This window comes from Pedobacter sp. KH_004, from assembly GCF_057840755.1.
Map to the genome: position 1 here is coordinate 2,529,670 of NZ_CM174519.1, position 16,363 is coordinate 2,546,032.

At 38.5% G+C, this 16,363-nt stretch carries 16 protein-coding genes and 1 tRNA gene; 6 read left to right on the forward strand and 11 right to left on the reverse strand.

Annotated features, from left to right (window positions below):
- Positions 1-34: 34 nt before the first annotated feature.
- Positions 35-379 (forward strand): hypothetical protein, encoded by a 345-nt coding sequence (locus tag AC3ITD_RS10855; RefSeq protein ID WP_489366376.1) that lies wholly within the window; start codon positions 35-37, stop codon positions 377-379.
- A 56-nt stretch (positions 380-435) separates the two neighbouring features.
- Here AC3ITD_RS10855 and AC3ITD_RS10860 read toward each other — a convergent pair whose 3' ends face one another.
- The 3 genes from AC3ITD_RS10860 to AC3ITD_RS10870 form a co-directional block, all read right to left on the reverse strand.
- Positions 436-1,053 carry a hypothetical protein gene (locus AC3ITD_RS10860; protein ID WP_489366377.1) on the reverse strand — a complete coding sequence of 206 codons (618 nt, stop codon included), beginning with the start codon at positions 1,051-1,053 and terminating at the stop codon, positions 436-438.
- 134 nt (positions 1,054-1,187) lie between these two features.
- Positions 1,188-1,694 carry a DUF4385 domain-containing protein gene (locus AC3ITD_RS10865; RefSeq protein WP_489366379.1) on the reverse strand — a complete coding sequence of 169 codons (507 nt, stop codon included), beginning with the start codon at positions 1,692-1,694 and terminating at the stop codon, positions 1,188-1,190.
- Positions 1,695-1,706: 12 nt separating this feature from the next.
- On the reverse strand, positions 1,707-2,486 hold the full coding sequence (locus AC3ITD_RS10870) for a DUF72 domain-containing protein (protein WP_489366381.1): 780 nt from the start codon (positions 2,484-2,486) through the stop codon (positions 1,707-1,709).
- Between the two features lie 110 nt (positions 2,487-2,596).
- Between AC3ITD_RS10870 and AC3ITD_RS10875 the strand changes: the two genes are divergently transcribed.
- Positions 2,597-2,941, forward strand: a complete 345-nt coding sequence (locus AC3ITD_RS10875) for a hypothetical protein (RefSeq protein WP_489366383.1) — start codon at positions 2,597-2,599, stop codon at positions 2,939-2,941.
- Positions 2,942-3,018: 77 nt separating this feature from the next.
- On the opposite strand, the gene AC3ITD_RS10880 is transcribed toward AC3ITD_RS10875, so the two are convergent.
- The 4 genes from AC3ITD_RS10880 to AC3ITD_RS10895 form a co-directional block, all read right to left on the reverse strand.
- Positions 3,019-3,092, reverse strand: a tRNA-Ile gene (locus tag AC3ITD_RS10880).
- A gap of 118 nt (positions 3,093-3,210) precedes the next feature.
- Complete coding sequence (locus tag AC3ITD_RS10885) at positions 3,211-3,756, reverse strand: 2'-5' RNA ligase family protein (RefSeq protein ID WP_489366385.1); 546 nt, start codon at positions 3,754-3,756, stop codon at positions 3,211-3,213.
- A gap of 35 nt (positions 3,757-3,791) precedes the next feature.
- A complete protein-coding gene (locus tag AC3ITD_RS10890) occupies positions 3,792-3,959 on the reverse strand; it encodes a hypothetical protein (protein ID WP_489366387.1) in 168 nt (55 codons plus the stop codon).
- 11 nt (positions 3,960-3,970) lie between these two features.
- Positions 3,971-4,396, reverse strand: a complete 426-nt coding sequence (locus AC3ITD_RS10895) for a hypothetical protein (protein WP_489366389.1) — start codon at positions 4,394-4,396, stop codon at positions 3,971-3,973.
- 284 nt (positions 4,397-4,680) lie between these two features.
- Here AC3ITD_RS10895 and AC3ITD_RS10900 point away from each other — a divergent pair, with 284 nt between their 5' ends.
- The 4 genes from AC3ITD_RS10900 to AC3ITD_RS10915 all read left to right on the forward strand — a co-directional run bounded on the left by AC3ITD_RS10900 (position 4,681) and on the right by AC3ITD_RS10915 (position 8,981).
- Entirely contained in the window at positions 4,681-5,022 is a 342-nt protein-coding gene (locus AC3ITD_RS10900; protein ID WP_489366391.1) for a hypothetical protein, read from the forward strand.
- A gap of 114 nt (positions 5,023-5,136) precedes the next feature.
- Positions 5,137-6,141: an ABC transporter transmembrane domain-containing protein gene (locus AC3ITD_RS10905; protein ID WP_056850351.1), complete on the forward strand. Its 1,005-nt coding sequence runs from the start codon at positions 5,137-5,139 to the stop codon at positions 6,139-6,141.
- Positions 6,134-7,498, forward strand: coding sequence for an HlyD family secretion protein (locus AC3ITD_RS10910; protein ID WP_489366393.1), 1,365 nt, complete (start codon positions 6,134-6,136; stop codon positions 7,496-7,498). The genes AC3ITD_RS10905 and AC3ITD_RS10910 overlap by 8 nt, the downstream gene beginning before the upstream one ends.
- A 58-nt stretch (positions 7,499-7,556) precedes the next feature.
- Positions 7,557-8,981, forward strand: coding sequence for a TolC family protein (locus tag AC3ITD_RS10915; RefSeq protein ID WP_489366395.1), 1,425 nt, complete (start codon positions 7,557-7,559; stop codon positions 8,979-8,981).
- Positions 8,982-9,014: 33 nt separating this feature from the next.
- Here the strand turns inward: AC3ITD_RS10915 and AC3ITD_RS10920 are convergent, their stop codons facing one another.
- Genes AC3ITD_RS10920 through AC3ITD_RS10935 form a run of 4 tightly spaced genes read right to left on the reverse strand, consistent with a single transcriptional unit; the run spans position 9,015 to position 16,338 of the window.
- Complete coding sequence (locus AC3ITD_RS10920) at positions 9,015-13,043, reverse strand: hybrid sensor histidine kinase/response regulator (protein WP_489366397.1); 4,029 nt, start codon at positions 13,041-13,043, stop codon at positions 9,015-9,017.
- Between the two features lie 51 nt (positions 13,044-13,094).
- A complete protein-coding gene (locus AC3ITD_RS10925; protein WP_489366399.1) occupies positions 13,095-14,171 on the reverse strand; it encodes a cellulase family glycosylhydrolase in 1,077 nt (358 codons plus the stop codon).
- Between the two features lie 36 nt (positions 14,172-14,207).
- Positions 14,208-15,254 (reverse strand): glycoside hydrolase family 43 protein, encoded by a 1,047-nt coding sequence (locus AC3ITD_RS10930; RefSeq protein WP_489366401.1) that lies wholly within the window; start codon positions 15,252-15,254, stop codon positions 14,208-14,210.
- Position 15,255: 1 nt separating this feature from the next.
- A complete protein-coding gene (locus tag AC3ITD_RS10935; protein ID WP_489366403.1) occupies positions 15,256-16,338 on the reverse strand; it encodes a glycoside hydrolase family 43 protein in 1,083 nt (360 codons plus the stop codon).
- Positions 16,339-16,363 lie beyond the last annotated feature (25 nt).

A 16,363-nucleotide genomic window follows, 5' to 3' on the forward strand; every position in this document is an offset into this window, starting at 1 on the left:
AGAAGATGTGTTTGTTTTAAAAATATCCGATATTATGACTGAAGAAAAAAAACAACAAGCAATAAAATTGTTAAAGCAAGGGTTAGAAACCGTTGAAGAACGGGAATACACCGAAATTGCAGAAGTGCCAACCGAAGATAGCGATCGGTTTGAAGTGAAATATAGTTTTTTACATGATAATGTAGAAGGAATATTCATAGTAGTAGGTCGCAGTAATGAATCGCATGCATCAGACGATGATCAAGATTTAAAAATCACCTTACTAAGCGAATTCGCCGAGGACTCCTTACATTATGATTCGGCAACAGCTAAAGAGCAGGTTGATCACGATTTAATTAACGTTGAAGAATATCTACATCGCCATATTAACGAGGGATAAATATTGAAACAGAAAGAATAAAAGGGTTTCTATTTATCCTCTCTGTAATATTAATTTTAATTCACTTTAAGTAAGCCTCTTACCAGGCTTTTCCATTGTGGATAAGAAAACCCAATTCTGGCGGCCGTACCTACTATAGCATTTCGTATATTATCTAAGCCATTACCGGTTTCAAAATTTGGCGATTCGTTTCGGGCATGTTCCTCTGCATACACGAAGTTTTTGATTCGTTTAATTTGAAATGTAGAGGTGGCTCGTGAAGTTAGAAAGTGAGCGATTTTTCCATCTGGCTCGAGTGGATGAGATGATGGACGAACCCGAATGGTAAAAATGTCCTGATCGAAATCTACTTCTGAAAACACTGCTTCTACATGTACCCAATCGTAACCCTTTCCTAATCGCGTTCCTGGTCCGGGAATATCAATTCGGATGTAGTCCCCCTCCTCCACTTCACGATCGCAGGCACGGCCAGCACGATCAAAAAGTTTGAAAGATGATAATGGAATGCTGGATAACGAACCCCAATTATTTACATCCGATAACCGATGCTTAACAACTTGATAAAATGCGGTAGCTTCTTGCTCGCTGTCGAATTCAACATTTTCTACTGCATCTGTTTCAGCTCCACTTTGATGTACTGGAACATGATCTTTTCCGATAATTTCTCTTTCCATTGCGATAAATGTTATCAGTTTTTAACTATCCAATTAATAACACAATCATTTATTTGGAGGCTTTGTTTTATCAAATTAAGTTTTATACCGTCGATGTTAAGAAATTAACCCCCGCAATGAAACTTATATTTAAGCTAACCTAATTTAATTTTCCATTGCTGTTTCTGAAATCGATAATCCGGATCATTCTCTGCCCTTTTCCAAAACCGGTAAAATATATGGGCAGCTTGTGCTTTCTCCTCCTCACCAGTGCCACGCTCTAGAGGTGAGTAACCGTTATTTGCATCGTACTTTTTGCCGCCTTTATAGTTTGCATATCTCCTTGCCCTGGTATAACCCATTTGCAGGTATTTCCTGGCAAGATCAGCACCAACAAATTCGTTGTTTGATAAATAAGTTTCAAATAATTGATAGATTTTTTCAGCGCTTTCCTTTGCGATTTCCGGATTTTTAAATCGCCAAAACGGACCGATTTCTGATTTATAGGGTTCGCAGATTAAAACGCCTTGTTCACCTTTTCCAACCTTGTACTTTTCTGGATTTTCCCTATAATCGACATCTGGCTTCCAGGCATATTTGAAGATGTCAAATTTGAGATAGGACGGCGTGGATAATTTTTCTTTTGCTGAACGATCCTTCACGTACATCTGGTTTTAGTATTCGCCGATATTGCTTGATTCTCTAATCATAGATTGAAGTGTACTTATATTCCCATGTGCATTACCCATTGTGTTGTTGAAGTAAATAAAAACTTCCTTTCCTTCCATCATCCAATCTTTTATATAGCTAGCATATTCAGAAAGAAATGCCTCGTCATAGCTCCCTTTGTAATTTCCGCCAGGTCCATGAAACCGCAAGTACAAAAATGAAACTTCATTAAACTCCATCCGACTAGCACTAAAGGACTTATCGTGAATAACAGAAGCGAAACTAAATTCGGTTAACAATTCGCTAATTTCTTCCACATAAAGAGATGGGTGCCGAAACTCTATCGCAATCTTCCATTTGTTACCGATATTGTAACTGTGTAAATTCTCCATCAAGCTTCGGAGCTGCGAGAAATCGCCAAGGCGAATACTCGGCGGTAGCTGAACCAATAGGCAACCTCGCTTATCCTCAACACAGTTGATTACATTAAAAAATTGTGATATTTCTGCAGGATCAAATGCCAGTTTTTTTTGGTGGGTAATTCCCTTAAACAGTTTAAAACTAAACTTAAAGTCTTCTCCAACTTCTTCCCGCCATTTGCTTACTGTTGATGGTTGCGGAATTTTATAAAAAGAACTGTTAATTTCTATGCTATTCATTAAACTGCTGTAGTAAAACAACCTCGATTTGTCCTGAAATTCTATCGGATAGAAAGATTTATTTGGTACTGGCAAAAGCAAACCACTTGTTCCAAGATAATATTTTTCAGTGTTGATGTCGTTCATAAGCTACTATTCAACATCTATTTCGAGGTAATTGTTGTTGCCATTAGCACTTTGCTAAACAATTGATTGCTAAAATTAAAACCTAATAAACTTTAATTGGTTATATCTTCATGAATGGACTAAGCATACAACAACTTTTCGATCAATACCAAGATATTATATTGGAGGTTGAATTAGCGAAGAAAAATATTGATGAAACGCCATTGAAAGATCTTTCCGAGGAAGATTATATCTCTGCGGATGAAGCAGAAAAATATGTGACTAATTATGCAGAAAGGGAGCGTAAAATTGCGCACTTAGAAAGAGTAAGCCAAGAATGGTCGGAAATATCTGATGAACTTGCCGCCAAATTGTGCATTATCAATACCAAAGTTTTGGTAAATGATAAACGTGATGATACTAAAGCATTAATTTATTGTGTAGATGGAGCGGTTACAGTTGAGGAGATTGAGTAATCTCATATTGAAATGCAAGTAATGAACAAATCACAAAAAAGCCCTTCAGAACAAACTGAAGGGCGACTTTTTGTATGTGGGCCCACCTGGGCTCGAACCAGGGACCAAAAGATTATGAGTCTTCTACTCTAACCAGCTGAGCTATAGGCCCAAAAAACTTTCGTTTTTTTTGAGAGTGCAATGTTACAAATTTGCTTCGAATATTGGCAAATCTTTTTGAAAAAAATTATTGGCTAAATATTCAAAACATTGTATTTCAGCAATAAATTTTAAGCAAGTGGAAAATAATCAACATGCTTCCAAGGTCCGCCAAGATATTCCCACAGCTCCAAACCTAATGCATAGCAAGTGAATGGAACAAAATTTCCGGAGAGTGTATGGTAAAGTTCTTTTGCCGCTTCTGCCTTAACTTTATTTTGAACAGTGATATGAGGCCTATAACCTTGCCTGTCTTGTGCCGTTAAGTTATTCCAAAAATGTTGCGCAATTTTTGATCTAAAGGTGTTTAATTCCTTACTTTCAATTTTATAAGCTACGCCATTGCCTAAAAAACGCAGGGAGTTTACTTCCAAATCAAATTGTTTGACAACCAGGCTTTTCAAAAAATTCACAATGTCGTCATAATTAACCAAATGGTGGAAAAGCGTTAGGTGAGCATCAAGTAAATTTCTGTCTTTTGGAAAATAGGCCTTGCGTTGCTGATCAAAAAAAGCCTGGCATTTTTGATCTATTCTGAGTGTAAGGATGTAAACTGGCATTAAAAAAGCATCATCGATAACAAGTAATTTATATAATGATAACAGCTGGTGCCTCAAGATGTTTTTCAGTTGGCTAAAGAATAAGGAGAACTCTATTTATTGTTTTTATCATAAAACTTGAAAAAGTCGTTCAATCTGAAAATTTTTGTGAGGTAAGAATTATCCTGATTAACGCGATTATAATCTTCAAAATCCGGCTCTTCATCGTCGATATTACCCTTGCCCATTGTTCTGTCAGGAATAAATAAATCGGTGGTCACTTCAGGTTTGCCTAAAAGCGAATAAATTCCCGGCCCTCTACTGCATAAGCTTTAAACTGACTTTTTAAATCTTTTTTGGTGTAGATAATATTATAAATTACATACGTTGACTTTGTTGGATTTATTACACTGTATTCTGTCGGATGTAGATATAAATCCTCGCCAGCTATATTATAATCTTTACAGTCAATTTTATGATGACCCATTTCTAAATCGACTTTTAAAAACGTATTTGCTGGAACTTCGTATTGCTGATTGTCGATGGTAACTATTAAAGCCTTATTTGTAGGATTATCAATTAAAGTAGAACCGTTGATTTTTGCTTTCCAAACCAATTCATAATAGCCGTAGCCAACAAAAGCCAGAACCACGAATAAGAGAACTAAAATTCCGCCGGTGGTTAGTTTTTTAGATGGTGCTGCTGTATTCTCTCCCATATCATTTAGTCTTATAATGAATAAGTTTAAATTTCTGTCGTTAAAAATAACAACCTCCTACATTAAAAATCTCCTCCAATTATTATTCGCGGATTTTCAGGGCAAATTCGTTAACATTAAGCGACTATAGCTAGTCTATAATTTCCACTCACTCCTTTTCTAATCCTGTTTTAATAATAGTATAACATTTAAGTTATTAAACGTTCAAACTTTATGAAATTGACTTTTGCATGAAGCTTAGTATCCGATACAAACATTTTAGCCCCTATCTTTGTATATAAGCGATGATGATGAAGCACCTGAGAAATAATTTCACCAAAAGCACCTTTGGCTTTTTGCTGCTGAGCATGCTGATGTTAAAATTCTTTTCTTATTCTATTTCTACATTCACATCATCAAATAGTTCATATTCCACCGAAAAAGGCGCAGAAGATAACAAAGATAAAGATGAGGAGTCTTTTGAGAAAGCAAAAAAGAAACTTCAGCTTTACGAATCTTCAGCAACTCAAAAGGAAAATTTGCATTACATTAACCGGATGTTACTTCCCGCTCAAATGCAAAAAACGAAACTGCATATCTTTCCTCCCCGTAATGTTCCAACACCGCCTCCCGACTTTTTGATATAATCTATTTGATTCATTTCAAACAGGATGAACGGACGTGATTAGGTCTCCTATTACATCCTGCTATCTCCTTCAGTTTTCTGCAAAGCATTTAAACTATTTTTAATCGTAATATAAATGAAAAATCAACATATTGCCGGTGCACCAACGCCCTGGCAACGTTTAGTACGCATGCTCCATTTAGAGCGAAAAACCATCAATTACATCTATGTATATGCGCTACTTATCGGTCTAATTGGCTTGTCCCTTCCTCTGGGAACAAGTGCAGTTTTTAACTTACTATCTAATGGAGCTGTTTATAGTTCAACCTATATCCTCATTGCAGTAATCCTGGTGGGCATTGTAATCGGTGGAATTTTATTAATTGGCCAACTTACGCTGGTCGAATTTTTAGAGCAAAAAATATTCACCAAGGCTGCGTTAGAATTTGCGTTTCGTTTACCTAGGATCAAAAAGAAAGCGCTGGAAGGTGAGAACCCCTCTGAATTAATTAACCGTTTCTTCGATATTTTAACCATTCAAAAAGGCTTAACAAAATTACTGGTCGACATTATTGCGGCTGGAGTCCAAATATTCTTCAGCGTGATTTTGTTATCGTTCTATCATCCTGTTTTTATGGCCTTCGGAACATTTGTATTGTTTGTAATTGTTTTGGTGTTGGTGCTATATTATCGTCGAGGTGTACAAACCAGCATGGAAGAATCGAGCTATAAATATGAAGTGGTAGCATATCTGGAAGAGATTGCCGGAGACTTAGATACTTACCGCCAAAGCAGTTCGAAAAGGAAAGAAATTATAGATCGCACTGATGAAATTACCGCAAATTATATTCAAGCCCGTAATGATCATTTCACTGTTTTAAGAAACTTTTTTATGAGCGCAGTGGCATTGCGTACCGTTTTAATGGGAGCACTACTGCTAATGGGATCTTACTTTGTAGTAGAACGACAAATCACTTTTGGTCAGTTTGTGGCAGCAGAAGTGATTATCGTACAAATTAGTTATGCGATCGAGAAGTTGATGACCAATTTAAATACGGTGTTTGATATGGTTACCGGAAGCGAAAAACTAGCCGTTGTAACCGATTTAGAATTAGAGGAAGGAGACTTGAACCATGGGTAAAATTAGCAACAATTTGGCTCAGATTAAAAATTGGGAAGAGCTTTCAACATATGCAAATAGCAGAATTATTGATGCCAAAGGTTCGAAACGGTTAGGGAAGGTTGCATTGTTTGTACTTGTTTTCTTCATTATCCTCCTATTTCTTCCATACCGACAAACTATACCTGGCCGAGGTACAGTTACCGCTTTGCGGCCTGAAGATAGACCTCAAACTGTACAGAATCAAATTGGGGGAAGAATTGAACATTGGGCAGTTAGAGAAGGTCAGGAAGTAAAAAAAGGAGATACTATTTTGGTGATTTCTGAAACGAGCCAGTCGTACTTCGATCCAGAACTACCCACCCGGCTAAATGAGCAATTAGACGCAAAACGCGGAAGCGAAACAGCAGCAGCACAAAAAATGGATGCCACCAGATCTCAAATTGATGCATTGAGCGATGGCTTGCGGTTCCAAATGAAAGCTGCAGAAAACAAGGTTCTTCAGGCCAGGAACTACTTAAGCATAGATAGTGCAGATCTTTTAGCTGGTCAAAAATTTTATGAAACTGCAAAAGCTCGTTTAGAACGATATGAAGCGGGTTACAAAAACGGCCTATTCTCTTTAACAGATATCGAAACCCGTAGATTAAAATTACAAGAAGACAATGCAAAAGTAATCAGCCAGCAAAATAAGTTGGGTAACTCCCGCCAAAATCTATTGAATTCGATTATCGAACTGGATAACATCAGGGCGAAGTATCAAGAATCGCTAGCAAAAGCGCAGTCTGATATGAGTTCGGCTATTTCTAGCAGGGCAAGTGCGCAGGGTGAAATTGCCAAATTGAGAAACGATATTTCCAACATTAATGTAAGGAGAAGTTTATACGTTGTTCGTGCACCACAAAATGGATATGTGGTAAAAACGCTTAAGGCTGGTATTGGCGAAAATATAAAAGAAGGAGAATCAGTAGCCACCTTGCAACCAAAATCGCCAATGGTAGCAGCAGAATTATACGTGAGCGCCATGGATGTTCCACTAATCCTGGATACCAGCAATGTACGTTTGCAATTTGAAGGTTGGCCATCTGTTCAATTTTCGGGCTGGCCATCTGTTGCAGTGGGCACCTTTGCTGGCCAAATATTCTCTATTGATAAAGTAAGCAGCCCTGATGGAAAATATCGCGTTTTAATTAGCCAAACCAATCCAGTACCTAAAGACGATGAGCCCTGGCCACCGCAATTACGTCAGGGGTCTGGTGTTTTCGGCCGCATTATTCTTAGGTCTGTTCCATTATGGTATGAAATCTGGCGGCAACTTAATGGTTTCCCTCCAAGTTTAGAAAGAGAACCTCCAAAAAGTTTGACAGATACAAAATAAAGAAGCATTTAAGATGAACATAAAATTGAAAAGCTTTTCTGTCTGCTTAATATGGATTTTGTTAATAAGCCAAATTAGTTTTGCACAGCTAAAGCCGAATGTGGCTATTAAAAAAAGTTACGATACCGCCCGTGTTTTCTCTTTGGAAGATTTACAAATGCTGGTATTTAAATATCATCCAATTATTAAACAAGCGGCATTATTAAGTGAGGCTGCACGGGCTAATGTTTTGCAGTCGCTGGGCTATTTTGACCCTACACTAAAAACAGGGTTCGCCAGAAAATTGTTTGGAAACACTGAATATTATAATAAATGGGATAGCGAGCTTAAAATCCCTTTATGGTTGGCCGGTGCGGATTTAAAAGTGGGTTACGACCGCAACGTTGGAACTTACGTTAATCCAGAGAGTCAAACCAATTCACAGGGTCTTTCGGCAATTGGCATCAGCATCCCGCTAGGACAAGGTTTAATTATTGATGCCCGTAGGAACACCTTGCGCCAATCGAAAATTATGGTGGAATATGCAGAAGCTGATCAACTTAAACAAATAAACGGTGTTTGGTATGGGGTGGCCAAAGATTATTGGAACTGGTATTATGCTTATAAGCAATATGAGTTGATTGAGGAGGGACTTGATTTGGCCGACCAACGGTTTAAGGCATTAAGTAGGCAAACCATATTGGGAGATAAACCCGGTATTGATTCAGTAGAAGCTTATATTACCGTTCAAGAAAGGATGATCCAGCGGGCTAAATCAGCAATAGAGCTGCAGAATGCTCGATTGGTTTTGTCAAACCACCTTTGGAATGAAGATGGAAATCCATTGGAATTACCTGCCGATGCTATTCCGCAAAATGCAACCGAAACCCCTGCTAAGATAAACCCTTTAATTCTGGATTCGCTATTGGGCCAATCGGCAAACCAACACCCAGAGTTGGTAAAGTTGCGCACAAAAGGTGCTCAATTAGCCATTGAAAGAAGTTACCGCCAGGAATTGTTGAAACCTAAACTAAATGTTATTGGTAATTTAATTTCGAACAGAACCAGCTTTAACAGTGATATTCCAGGTTACTATGATTTTAACTGGAGCAATTACAAGTTAGGGATCGAATTTGCCTTCCCGTTATTTTTACGATCTGAACGTGGTAAGCTTAGAGAAGTAAAGATAAAACAGCAAGAGCTAAATTTTGAGCTGCAGCAATTTGCCAGGGAAATTAGAAACAACATCGTAGCATCATACAATGACGTTGCTGCCTACTCCGCTCAATTGGCTCTTCAACAAAAAAGCATAGAGAATCAGCAAGTTTTGGTTAACGGCGAAAATCAAAAATTTACACTCGGAGAAAGTAACTTGTTTTTAATTAACAGTAGGGAAACAAAGTTAATCGACATGAAAATTAAACAAGAAAGTATGATTTCGAGTTACCAAAAAACGATAGCCGAGCTTTACTACAAAGCAGGTACAAAACAGCTACAAAACTAAAAAAAACAGGTTTATTTCGGGATGTTGCAATAGTTAATCTACAGGAATATCCCGTTTATATTTTTCAGCAAACTCTGTTGGCGTGAGTTCAAATTGCGTAAAAAAGCATTTGCTAAAATACGAATGGGAGTTGAAACCTACCATGTAACCAATTTCTGAGATCGTGTATTCTTGTTCTACCAGTAACTTTGCAGCTGTTTTTAACCTGATCAATCGAACAAACTCGTTAGGTACGTGACCGGTTTTAGCTTTAATTTTCTTGTATAAACTCGATCGGCTTAAACCCACTTCCCTACCTAAATCTTCTACTGATAATTGCGGGTCGGAAATCCTACCTTCGATTATCTGCGTAATTTTCTCAAGGAATTTTTTATCCCTATTGCCACTGATTAAAATTTCAGTTCCTTCCAAGGGGCTTTGAGCAAAGCGTTGCCTCAAATTCGATTGCAGCTCCAACAGATTCTTGATGACTAACGAAAGCTGTTTCCACTTGAATGGTTTTGAAATATAAGCATCTGCTCCACTTTCCAATCCCTGTATTTCTGCATCGGTATTGGTTTTAGCCGTAAGCAGCACTACGGGCAAATGGCTGTAATCAATATCATTTTTTATGATTTTACAGAGCTCAATCCCGTCCATCACCGGCATCATCACGTCAGAAATAACTAAATCGACCTGATGATTATCCAGTTGTTTCAGCCCGTCTTTTCCATTTTTTGCTTTTAAAGTATGATAACCTTCAGCAATAAAACTTTTTACCAAAAAATCTAACAATGAGGGATCATCTTCTACTACCAATACTATTTGTTTGCCCTCCTGATCGTCATTTAAAGTGTCCAAGTCATCAGTGATGCTTATTTCGTTTTGAATAAACGGGATTAAAACGGTGAAAGTTGTTTTTACACCTTCGGAGCTTTGCACTTCTAACCTACCGCCATGCTTTTCCGTTAACGATTTTGCCAAAGCAAGGCCAATCCCTGTTCCGCCTAAGTTTGTATATTGATGTTCTGCTGTAGAAACCTTAAAAAATTTCTTGAAAATTGAGTCCAATTGTGCTTTCGGAATCCCAATTCCATCATCTTCCACGCTAATGGAAATCATTTGTACCCCGTTTTCACTCGTGTATAAATCGTTAACTTTTATTTCCAGTTTCTCTCTTGCAAATTTAAACGCATTGATTAATAAATTGCTCAATATCTTCATCAAGGCCTCTGGGTCAGCGTTTACTTCTAATGTTTTAAAATGGCTTTGTACAGAAAACGCTAATTCGCGTTTGGTAGCAATTGGGGCAAAGCGATCGCGGATGCTGTTTATCAAATAAATAAGTTCAATGGGTTCTGGATGGATTTCGAAAATATCACTTTCAATCCGCCTGAAATCCAATAACTGATTAACCAGAGTGAGCAACCGGTCTGAGTTTTCTTCCATCACCTGTAACTGGCTCAAGCTTTCGGCGTCTTTTTCCTTTCGGGATAAAAGCCTTTCTAGCGGAGCGATAATCAACGATAATGGCGTACGGATTTCATGGGCCATAGCCATGAAAAACTCGATTTTTTGTTTGTAAAAATCCTGCTCATTTTTATTTTTAAGTCGCTCAAGTTTAATTTCATTGCGCTTACGTGCTTTCGCATAAACATATCCTCGCAGCCAAAAAGCACCCGAAACAAGGATCAGAAAATAAAAAATGTAAGCCGGTATGGTTTTATAAAATGGTGGCAGAATGTTAATTTTAATACTGGAAATCTTTCCCGTATCTGCGCCTAAATCATCAATTACTTTCACCTGAAAGCTATATTCACCCGCTGGAAGATTGGTATAAGTTGCCTTACGCTGACTGCCCACGTTATTCCAGCCCTTATCAAAACCTTCCATTTTAAATGCGTATTGCAATTTGTTAGGCGCTATGAAACTCAAAGAGGCATATTCGATACTCAAAACCGATTGATTGTGGTTTAACACCACCTCATCCGTATAATTAATGGAACGTTTTAATGGACTATTTTCATCATTCAGATCTAAATCTTTGTTAAATAACTGAAAGTTGGTAAAAGAGACTTTCGGGTTTGTTGTACTGCTTTGAACCTGGTTGGGATAAAAAGCATTAAAACCATTTATACCGCCGAAGTATAATTTGCCCGATGAATCTTTGTAATACGCCTTGTAATTATATTGCTGACTTTGAAGATTATCCCATTTACCAAAGCTCTTTTTTGCCTTCGTTTTAGGATCAAATTCAAACACCCCGTTATTGGTAGAAAACCACATTTTACCGAAATCATCCTTCACGATACCATAAATCACGGCACTTTTTATCCAGTTTTCATCATCGTATGATTTAAATTTACCTGTTTTCTTGTTCAGCACGTTAAGTCCGCTTCCATCAGTTCCCAACCAAAGATTGCCTTCTCCATCATCTAGGATACAAATTACCTTGTTCGAACTTATAGCGCCTGCATTTTTCGAGTAAGCATATTGCGTAAGTTGATTATTCGGATCCATTCGAATCAATCCATTATCGTAAGTGGCAATCCATATAATGTTTTCTGCATCCTGATAAACCTGATAAATACAACTCTTTTCCAGGTTCTTTCCTTTTATTCTGATGAATCTATCATTTTTTTCATCATAAAGGTTTAAACCTGAAATGGTGGACACCCAAATTCTACCCTGCCGATCTTCTTCTATCGAATAAACACTGTTATCACTTAAGGTATTAGCATTATTCGGATCGCTTTTGTATCTTTTTATCTTCCCCGTTGATGGATTTAAGATATTTAAACCTCCCGTGTACATCCCAATCCAGATATTTCCAGATTTGCTTTTGTAAAGTGCATGAATGTTGTGGTATGATAGACTGTCTTGCCCTGCCGAAAATGGGAACTTCTTAAAAGTTTTATCAGCACTATTAAAAAAGTTCAAGCCACCATCTTCAGTTCCGATCCACATCTGGCCGGGTTTAGTTTCTAAAAATGCACTTACCGCATTTCCAGATAGCGAATTTTTAACTCCCGATGGATAATAGAATTCAAAACCTGAGCTTCCCTCGTGGTAATAATTCAATCCGCCAAAATAAGTTCCAACCCAAATACCCCCTTCTTTATCTTTAAAAACGTTGTAAACGGCATCGTCGTTAATACTGAATGGATCGTTATTTTTGTTTTGATAAACTGTAAAGCGATTATTTTCCCGGTCTAAGATGTTTAAGCCTTTTTCGGTGCCCAGACAAATGTAGCCAGGTTTGGGTTCATAAATCGTGCGAACGATATTGTCGCTAATCGAGTTTCCGGCAGATTTTTGATAGATGGTAAATTGATTGGTTTGATGATTCCATAGGTTTAAACCGCCTGCCATCGTACCAATCCAGATATCTCCGCTGTCATCTTTATACAAATCAAGAATTACGTTGCTGGATAACTTTGATGTTGAAGAAGTGGTGTAATGGCGAACTTGATGTGTTTTGGGGTTTAAAACATCGATCCCCTTTCCGTAGGTCCCCAGCCAAATGTCGCCGGTATTGTCCTGCAAAATTTTCGGCACTTCGTTCGATGAAATTTTAACAGCCGAGGAAGTGGAGAAATTGAGTAATCCCCGTGTTTTCGGCGTGTAGCAGTAGATGCCCTTCTCCTTGGTCGCAATCCAAATTTTCCCATCTTTGGAGCGCATGATATCGTTTATGAAAAAATTTTTGAGGGGTTGAAAGAGCGTAAACTTCTCTGTCTCTAAATTGAAAACATAAATACCTTCATCTGTTCCGATCCAAAAGGTTTTTGAATCATATTCGAAAATTTTTCTGATAAAATTATTACCTAATGTTCCTGAAACGCCTTTTTGGTATTGAAAAGACTTGAAATCGTAGCCATCAAACCTGCTTAAACCATATTTGGTTCCAAACCACATATAACCCTGATCATCTTGCTCAATATCCCAAATGGTATTGGCACACAATCCATCACTAACGGTATAATGCCGAAAAAAAATCTTTTGGGCAGATCCTTTTATCGTCAGAAAAAAACTAAAAAAAAGTAGCAGAGCTATCGCCCTGCTTAGTTTTTTGAATTTCATATAATGGCTAGATAGGGCACACAATATAGCGATCTTTGCTGTGTAGCACCGCTATTTTATATCGTTAAGTTTTTTGATTACTTCTACCTCTTCCTTTTTGTAAGGTGTTCCGTCTTTTCTAAAAACTTCATGAAACCATTCTTTGGGTTCTTCTCCATTTGGTAGTGGCGTATCCCAGGCATATTTGGTATTTGATTTGCCATCCACCAAACCCCAGTTAATGGCACCGATATTTTCCTTTTTCAAAATTGGCATCACCGTTTCAAAGCGGCTACCTCTTGTACGAGCCATGTATTCGGTACAAATCATCGGCCTGCCATGAGATTTTAACATATCGATAACGCGTTGATGCCATTGTGGTTCTTCATAGTCGTGGTAAGTAATTACATCAGAGTTTAAGGCCTGGAAGGCGTTCAGCTCTCTGTAATCCCAAGCCCAAAGTCCGACACTAATTGGCTGCTCTGGATTTACCGCTCGTGCCCATGTAAACACCGCCTTTAGTAAGGGATATGAGGTGGTCAGCTTACCAGAGTTTCCTGGCTCGTTGTACAAATCCCATAGCAAAATGCGTTTATCAGTTTTAAAACGGCTCATTACATCTTTCACATATTTCTCCAAAGCCGGAAAGTTTGCCTCGTTTTTTGAATCTGGGTCGCCTGGATCCTGAACCCATCCCGAATTGTGAATACCCGGTTTTGGGGCAGGTTGCTTGCCGATTTTCGCTTGCTTATTCCAGCAATCATCAAAAAACACAAAGATGGTTTTGATCTTGTGCTTATCAGCAATGCTGAGATATTGATCCATTCGTTTTTTGAAGCCTTCTTTATCTTGTTTCCAGGCCAGGCTATGTAAATATACCCTCATGGTATTAAACCCGATGCTTTCTGCCCAACCCAATTCCTTATCGATGGTTGCCGCATCGAAAGTATCAGCCTGCCACATTTCCAACTGATTGATGGCTGTGCTTGGCAAAAAATCTGCTCCGTTAATCCATTTATATTGTTTGTACCAGGCATTTGCCTTTTCTATCGACCATACCTTTCCAACAACCGGTGTAGGTTCCTGAGCATTAGCCAAAGTGCTGAGACCCAAAAAAGTTACTAATAAGTAACTGAAATATTTTTTCATGATGTAAATTTTAGCAGGACTTTTAAGCCCTATTAATTATTTAGTTTGTGATGGAATTTGCAATTCCTGACCGCTTTTTACAGGAACCCCGAAATTTGGCGAACCATCGGCATTCCAGGTAAACTTTTGTGCCCTTGGCGATCGTTGTCCGCCGCAGCCTTGTCCGGGTGCCGAGTTTGCATGATATAAAATCCAGTCTTCTTTTCCATCAGGAGATTTAAAAAACGAATTATGCCCCGGAGCGTAAACTCCATTTTCTGGTGATTGCTTGAACACTGGTTGCTGGCTTTTTTCCCAGGATGAAACATTCAAAAGATCTTTTCCTTTCAATGTGAGCATCCCCAGAGCATAAAAATCAGTCCAACAGCCACTAGCAGAATAAATTAAAAACACCTTGTCTTTGTTGAACAAAATTTGCGGTCCTTCATTTACATCAACATGTGGCGGATTGCCTGGATCGTTTAAATCACCGTGTTTTTCCCATTCAAATTGTGGTGTAGAAATTTTATGTCTTGCACCATCAATTGTCCAGGGGTTTTTCATTTTTGCAATGTATATTTCTTGTTTCTGGTTGATGTCTCCCTCCCAGCCAGCCCAAATCATATACAACTGTTTTTTGTAGGTAAACACCGAACCATCGATAGCCCACTTATTGGTTGCAGCGCCCACTTTCCCTTTAAAAATCCATTCTCCTTTTAGCGGATCTTTTGATGAGTTTTCAAGCACATACATCCGGTGGTTATTGTTGTTCCCATCATCAGCAGCAAAATACACGTACCATTTGCCTGCAATAAAATGAATTTCTGGTGCCCAAAGTTCTTTAGAATAGGCAGTGTTAGGCGGTGGTATAAAGATGGTTTTCTTTTCAGCCGTTTTTAAATCAGCCAGATTTTTGGTTTTCCAAATGACCAGCTTGTTCTGCATGGAATGGGTGTAATAGTAATAGCCATCCTTGTAAATGCTCCACGGATCTGCACCAGAAGGCAGCAAAGGATTGGTGAAGGTTTGCGCCAAACCCAACTTTGCAACTAGAAGGATACAAACTGTAAGGGCAACCTTATAGATTTTATTTTTTTTATTCATATTACTTTTCTCCTGATGGTCTGGGAATTTGCAATCCTGTTGCTACAGGAGTACCGAAATCCGGACTTCCATCTGCTTTAAACGTAAATTTTTGCATCCTCACATTTCTTAAATCGGCACAGCCCTGATTGGTTGCAGAGTTCGCATGATAAATGAGCCAGTTTTCTTTCCCGTCCGGAGATTTGAAAAACGAATTATGCCCTGGGCCAAATGCATTGCTGCCGGGTTGTTTACTAAAAACCGGAGCGGTAGATTTTGTCCAGTCGGCTTTTACCAAAGGATTTCCTCCCGCTTTTAAACTAAGCTGACCCAAGGCATAATCATCTGTTCCGCAATAGCTGGCAGAATAAATTATAAAAGGTTTGTTATCTGGCCCTATTAGTGCCTGCGGGCCTTCATTAACGCCAAATCCATTCTTTTCCCAGGCAAATTCTGGCTCGGTTAACTTTGTTACCGTTCCTTCTAAGGTAACTGGATTGGTCATTCTAGCGATGTAAATATTTTGTGTCAAATTCACATTCGTTACATCGGGACGCCCGCACCAAATGAAATACCTATTGCCATTCACTTCAAGAACAGAACCGTCAATTGCCCAAAAATCAGCACTTGGACTGAAAATTTTGCCTTTATCTACCCAGGTTCCCGTTGTTGGATCTGGACTACTGTTTTCCAATACCCATGTTCGTTGACTAAGGTCTGCACCATTTCCTGCAGTGTAATAGATGTACCATTTACCATCGAAGAAGAACAATTCTGGTGCCCACACATTTCTGGAGTTTGCAGCACCAGCAACTGGCGTAAATACCGTTTTTGGCACAGCAGAACTTAGTTTAGACATGGCTGTAGTACTCCATAAATTAATGGAAACGCCGTTAGTCTGCAGATAATAATACACACCATCCTTTTGAAATACCGATGGATCGGCACCGTTCATTAACGGATTGGAGAATGTACTAACCGCTACCGGTGGTTCAGGATCGATGGGTGTTGGATTAGTCGTTTTTCCGCAGGATAAACCCACCGAGACCGCAATCCCTAACCAAAGCAGGTGAATTTTTAGTCCTTTTGATTTTGAAATATTCATATAGGTGATGTTAAAAAGGTTAGCA

What these genes read in the sequence shown, in the direction of transcription:
- AC3ITD_RS10855 (WP_489366376.1), top strand. Translation starts at nt 35, where the DNA reads ATGACTGAAGAAAAAAAACAACAAGCAATAAAATTGTTAAAGCAAGGG.
- AC3ITD_RS10860 (WP_489366377.1), bottom strand. Translation starts at nt 1,053, where the DNA reads ATGGAAAGAGAAATTATCGGAAAAGATCATGTTCCAGTACATCAAAGT.
- AC3ITD_RS10870 (WP_489366381.1), bottom strand. Translation starts at nt 2,486, where the DNA reads ATGAACGACATCAACACTGAAAAATATTATCTTGGAACAAGTGGTTTG.
- AC3ITD_RS10875 (WP_489366383.1), top strand. Translation starts at nt 2,597, where the DNA reads ATGAATGGACTAAGCATACAACAACTTTTCGATCAATACCAAGATATT.
- AC3ITD_RS10895 (WP_489366389.1), bottom strand. Translation starts at nt 4,396, where the DNA reads ATGGGAGAGAATACAGCAGCACCATCTAAAAAACTAACCACCGGCGGA.
- AC3ITD_RS10900 (WP_489366391.1), top strand. Translation starts at nt 4,681, where the DNA reads ATGATGATGAAGCACCTGAGAAATAATTTCACCAAAAGCACCTTTGGC.
- AC3ITD_RS10905 (WP_056850351.1), top strand. Translation starts at nt 5,137, where the DNA reads ATGAAAAATCAACATATTGCCGGTGCACCAACGCCCTGGCAACGTTTA.
- AC3ITD_RS10910 (WP_489366393.1), top strand. Translation starts at nt 6,134, where the DNA reads ATGGGTAAAATTAGCAACAATTTGGCTCAGATTAAAAATTGGGAAGAG.
- AC3ITD_RS10920 (WP_489366397.1), bottom strand. Translation starts at nt 13,043, where the DNA reads ATGAAATTCAAAAAACTAAGCAGGGCGATAGCTCTGCTACTTTTTTTT.
- AC3ITD_RS10925 (WP_489366399.1), bottom strand. Translation starts at nt 14,171, where the DNA reads ATGAAAAAATATTTCAGTTACTTATTAGTAACTTTTTTGGGTCTCAGC.
- AC3ITD_RS10930 (WP_489366401.1), bottom strand. Translation starts at nt 15,254, where the DNA reads ATGAATAAAAAAAATAAAATCTATAAGGTTGCCCTTACAGTTTGTATC.
- AC3ITD_RS10935 (WP_489366403.1), bottom strand. Translation starts at nt 16,338, where the DNA reads ATGAATATTTCAAAATCAAAAGGACTAAAAATTCACCTGCTTTGGTTA.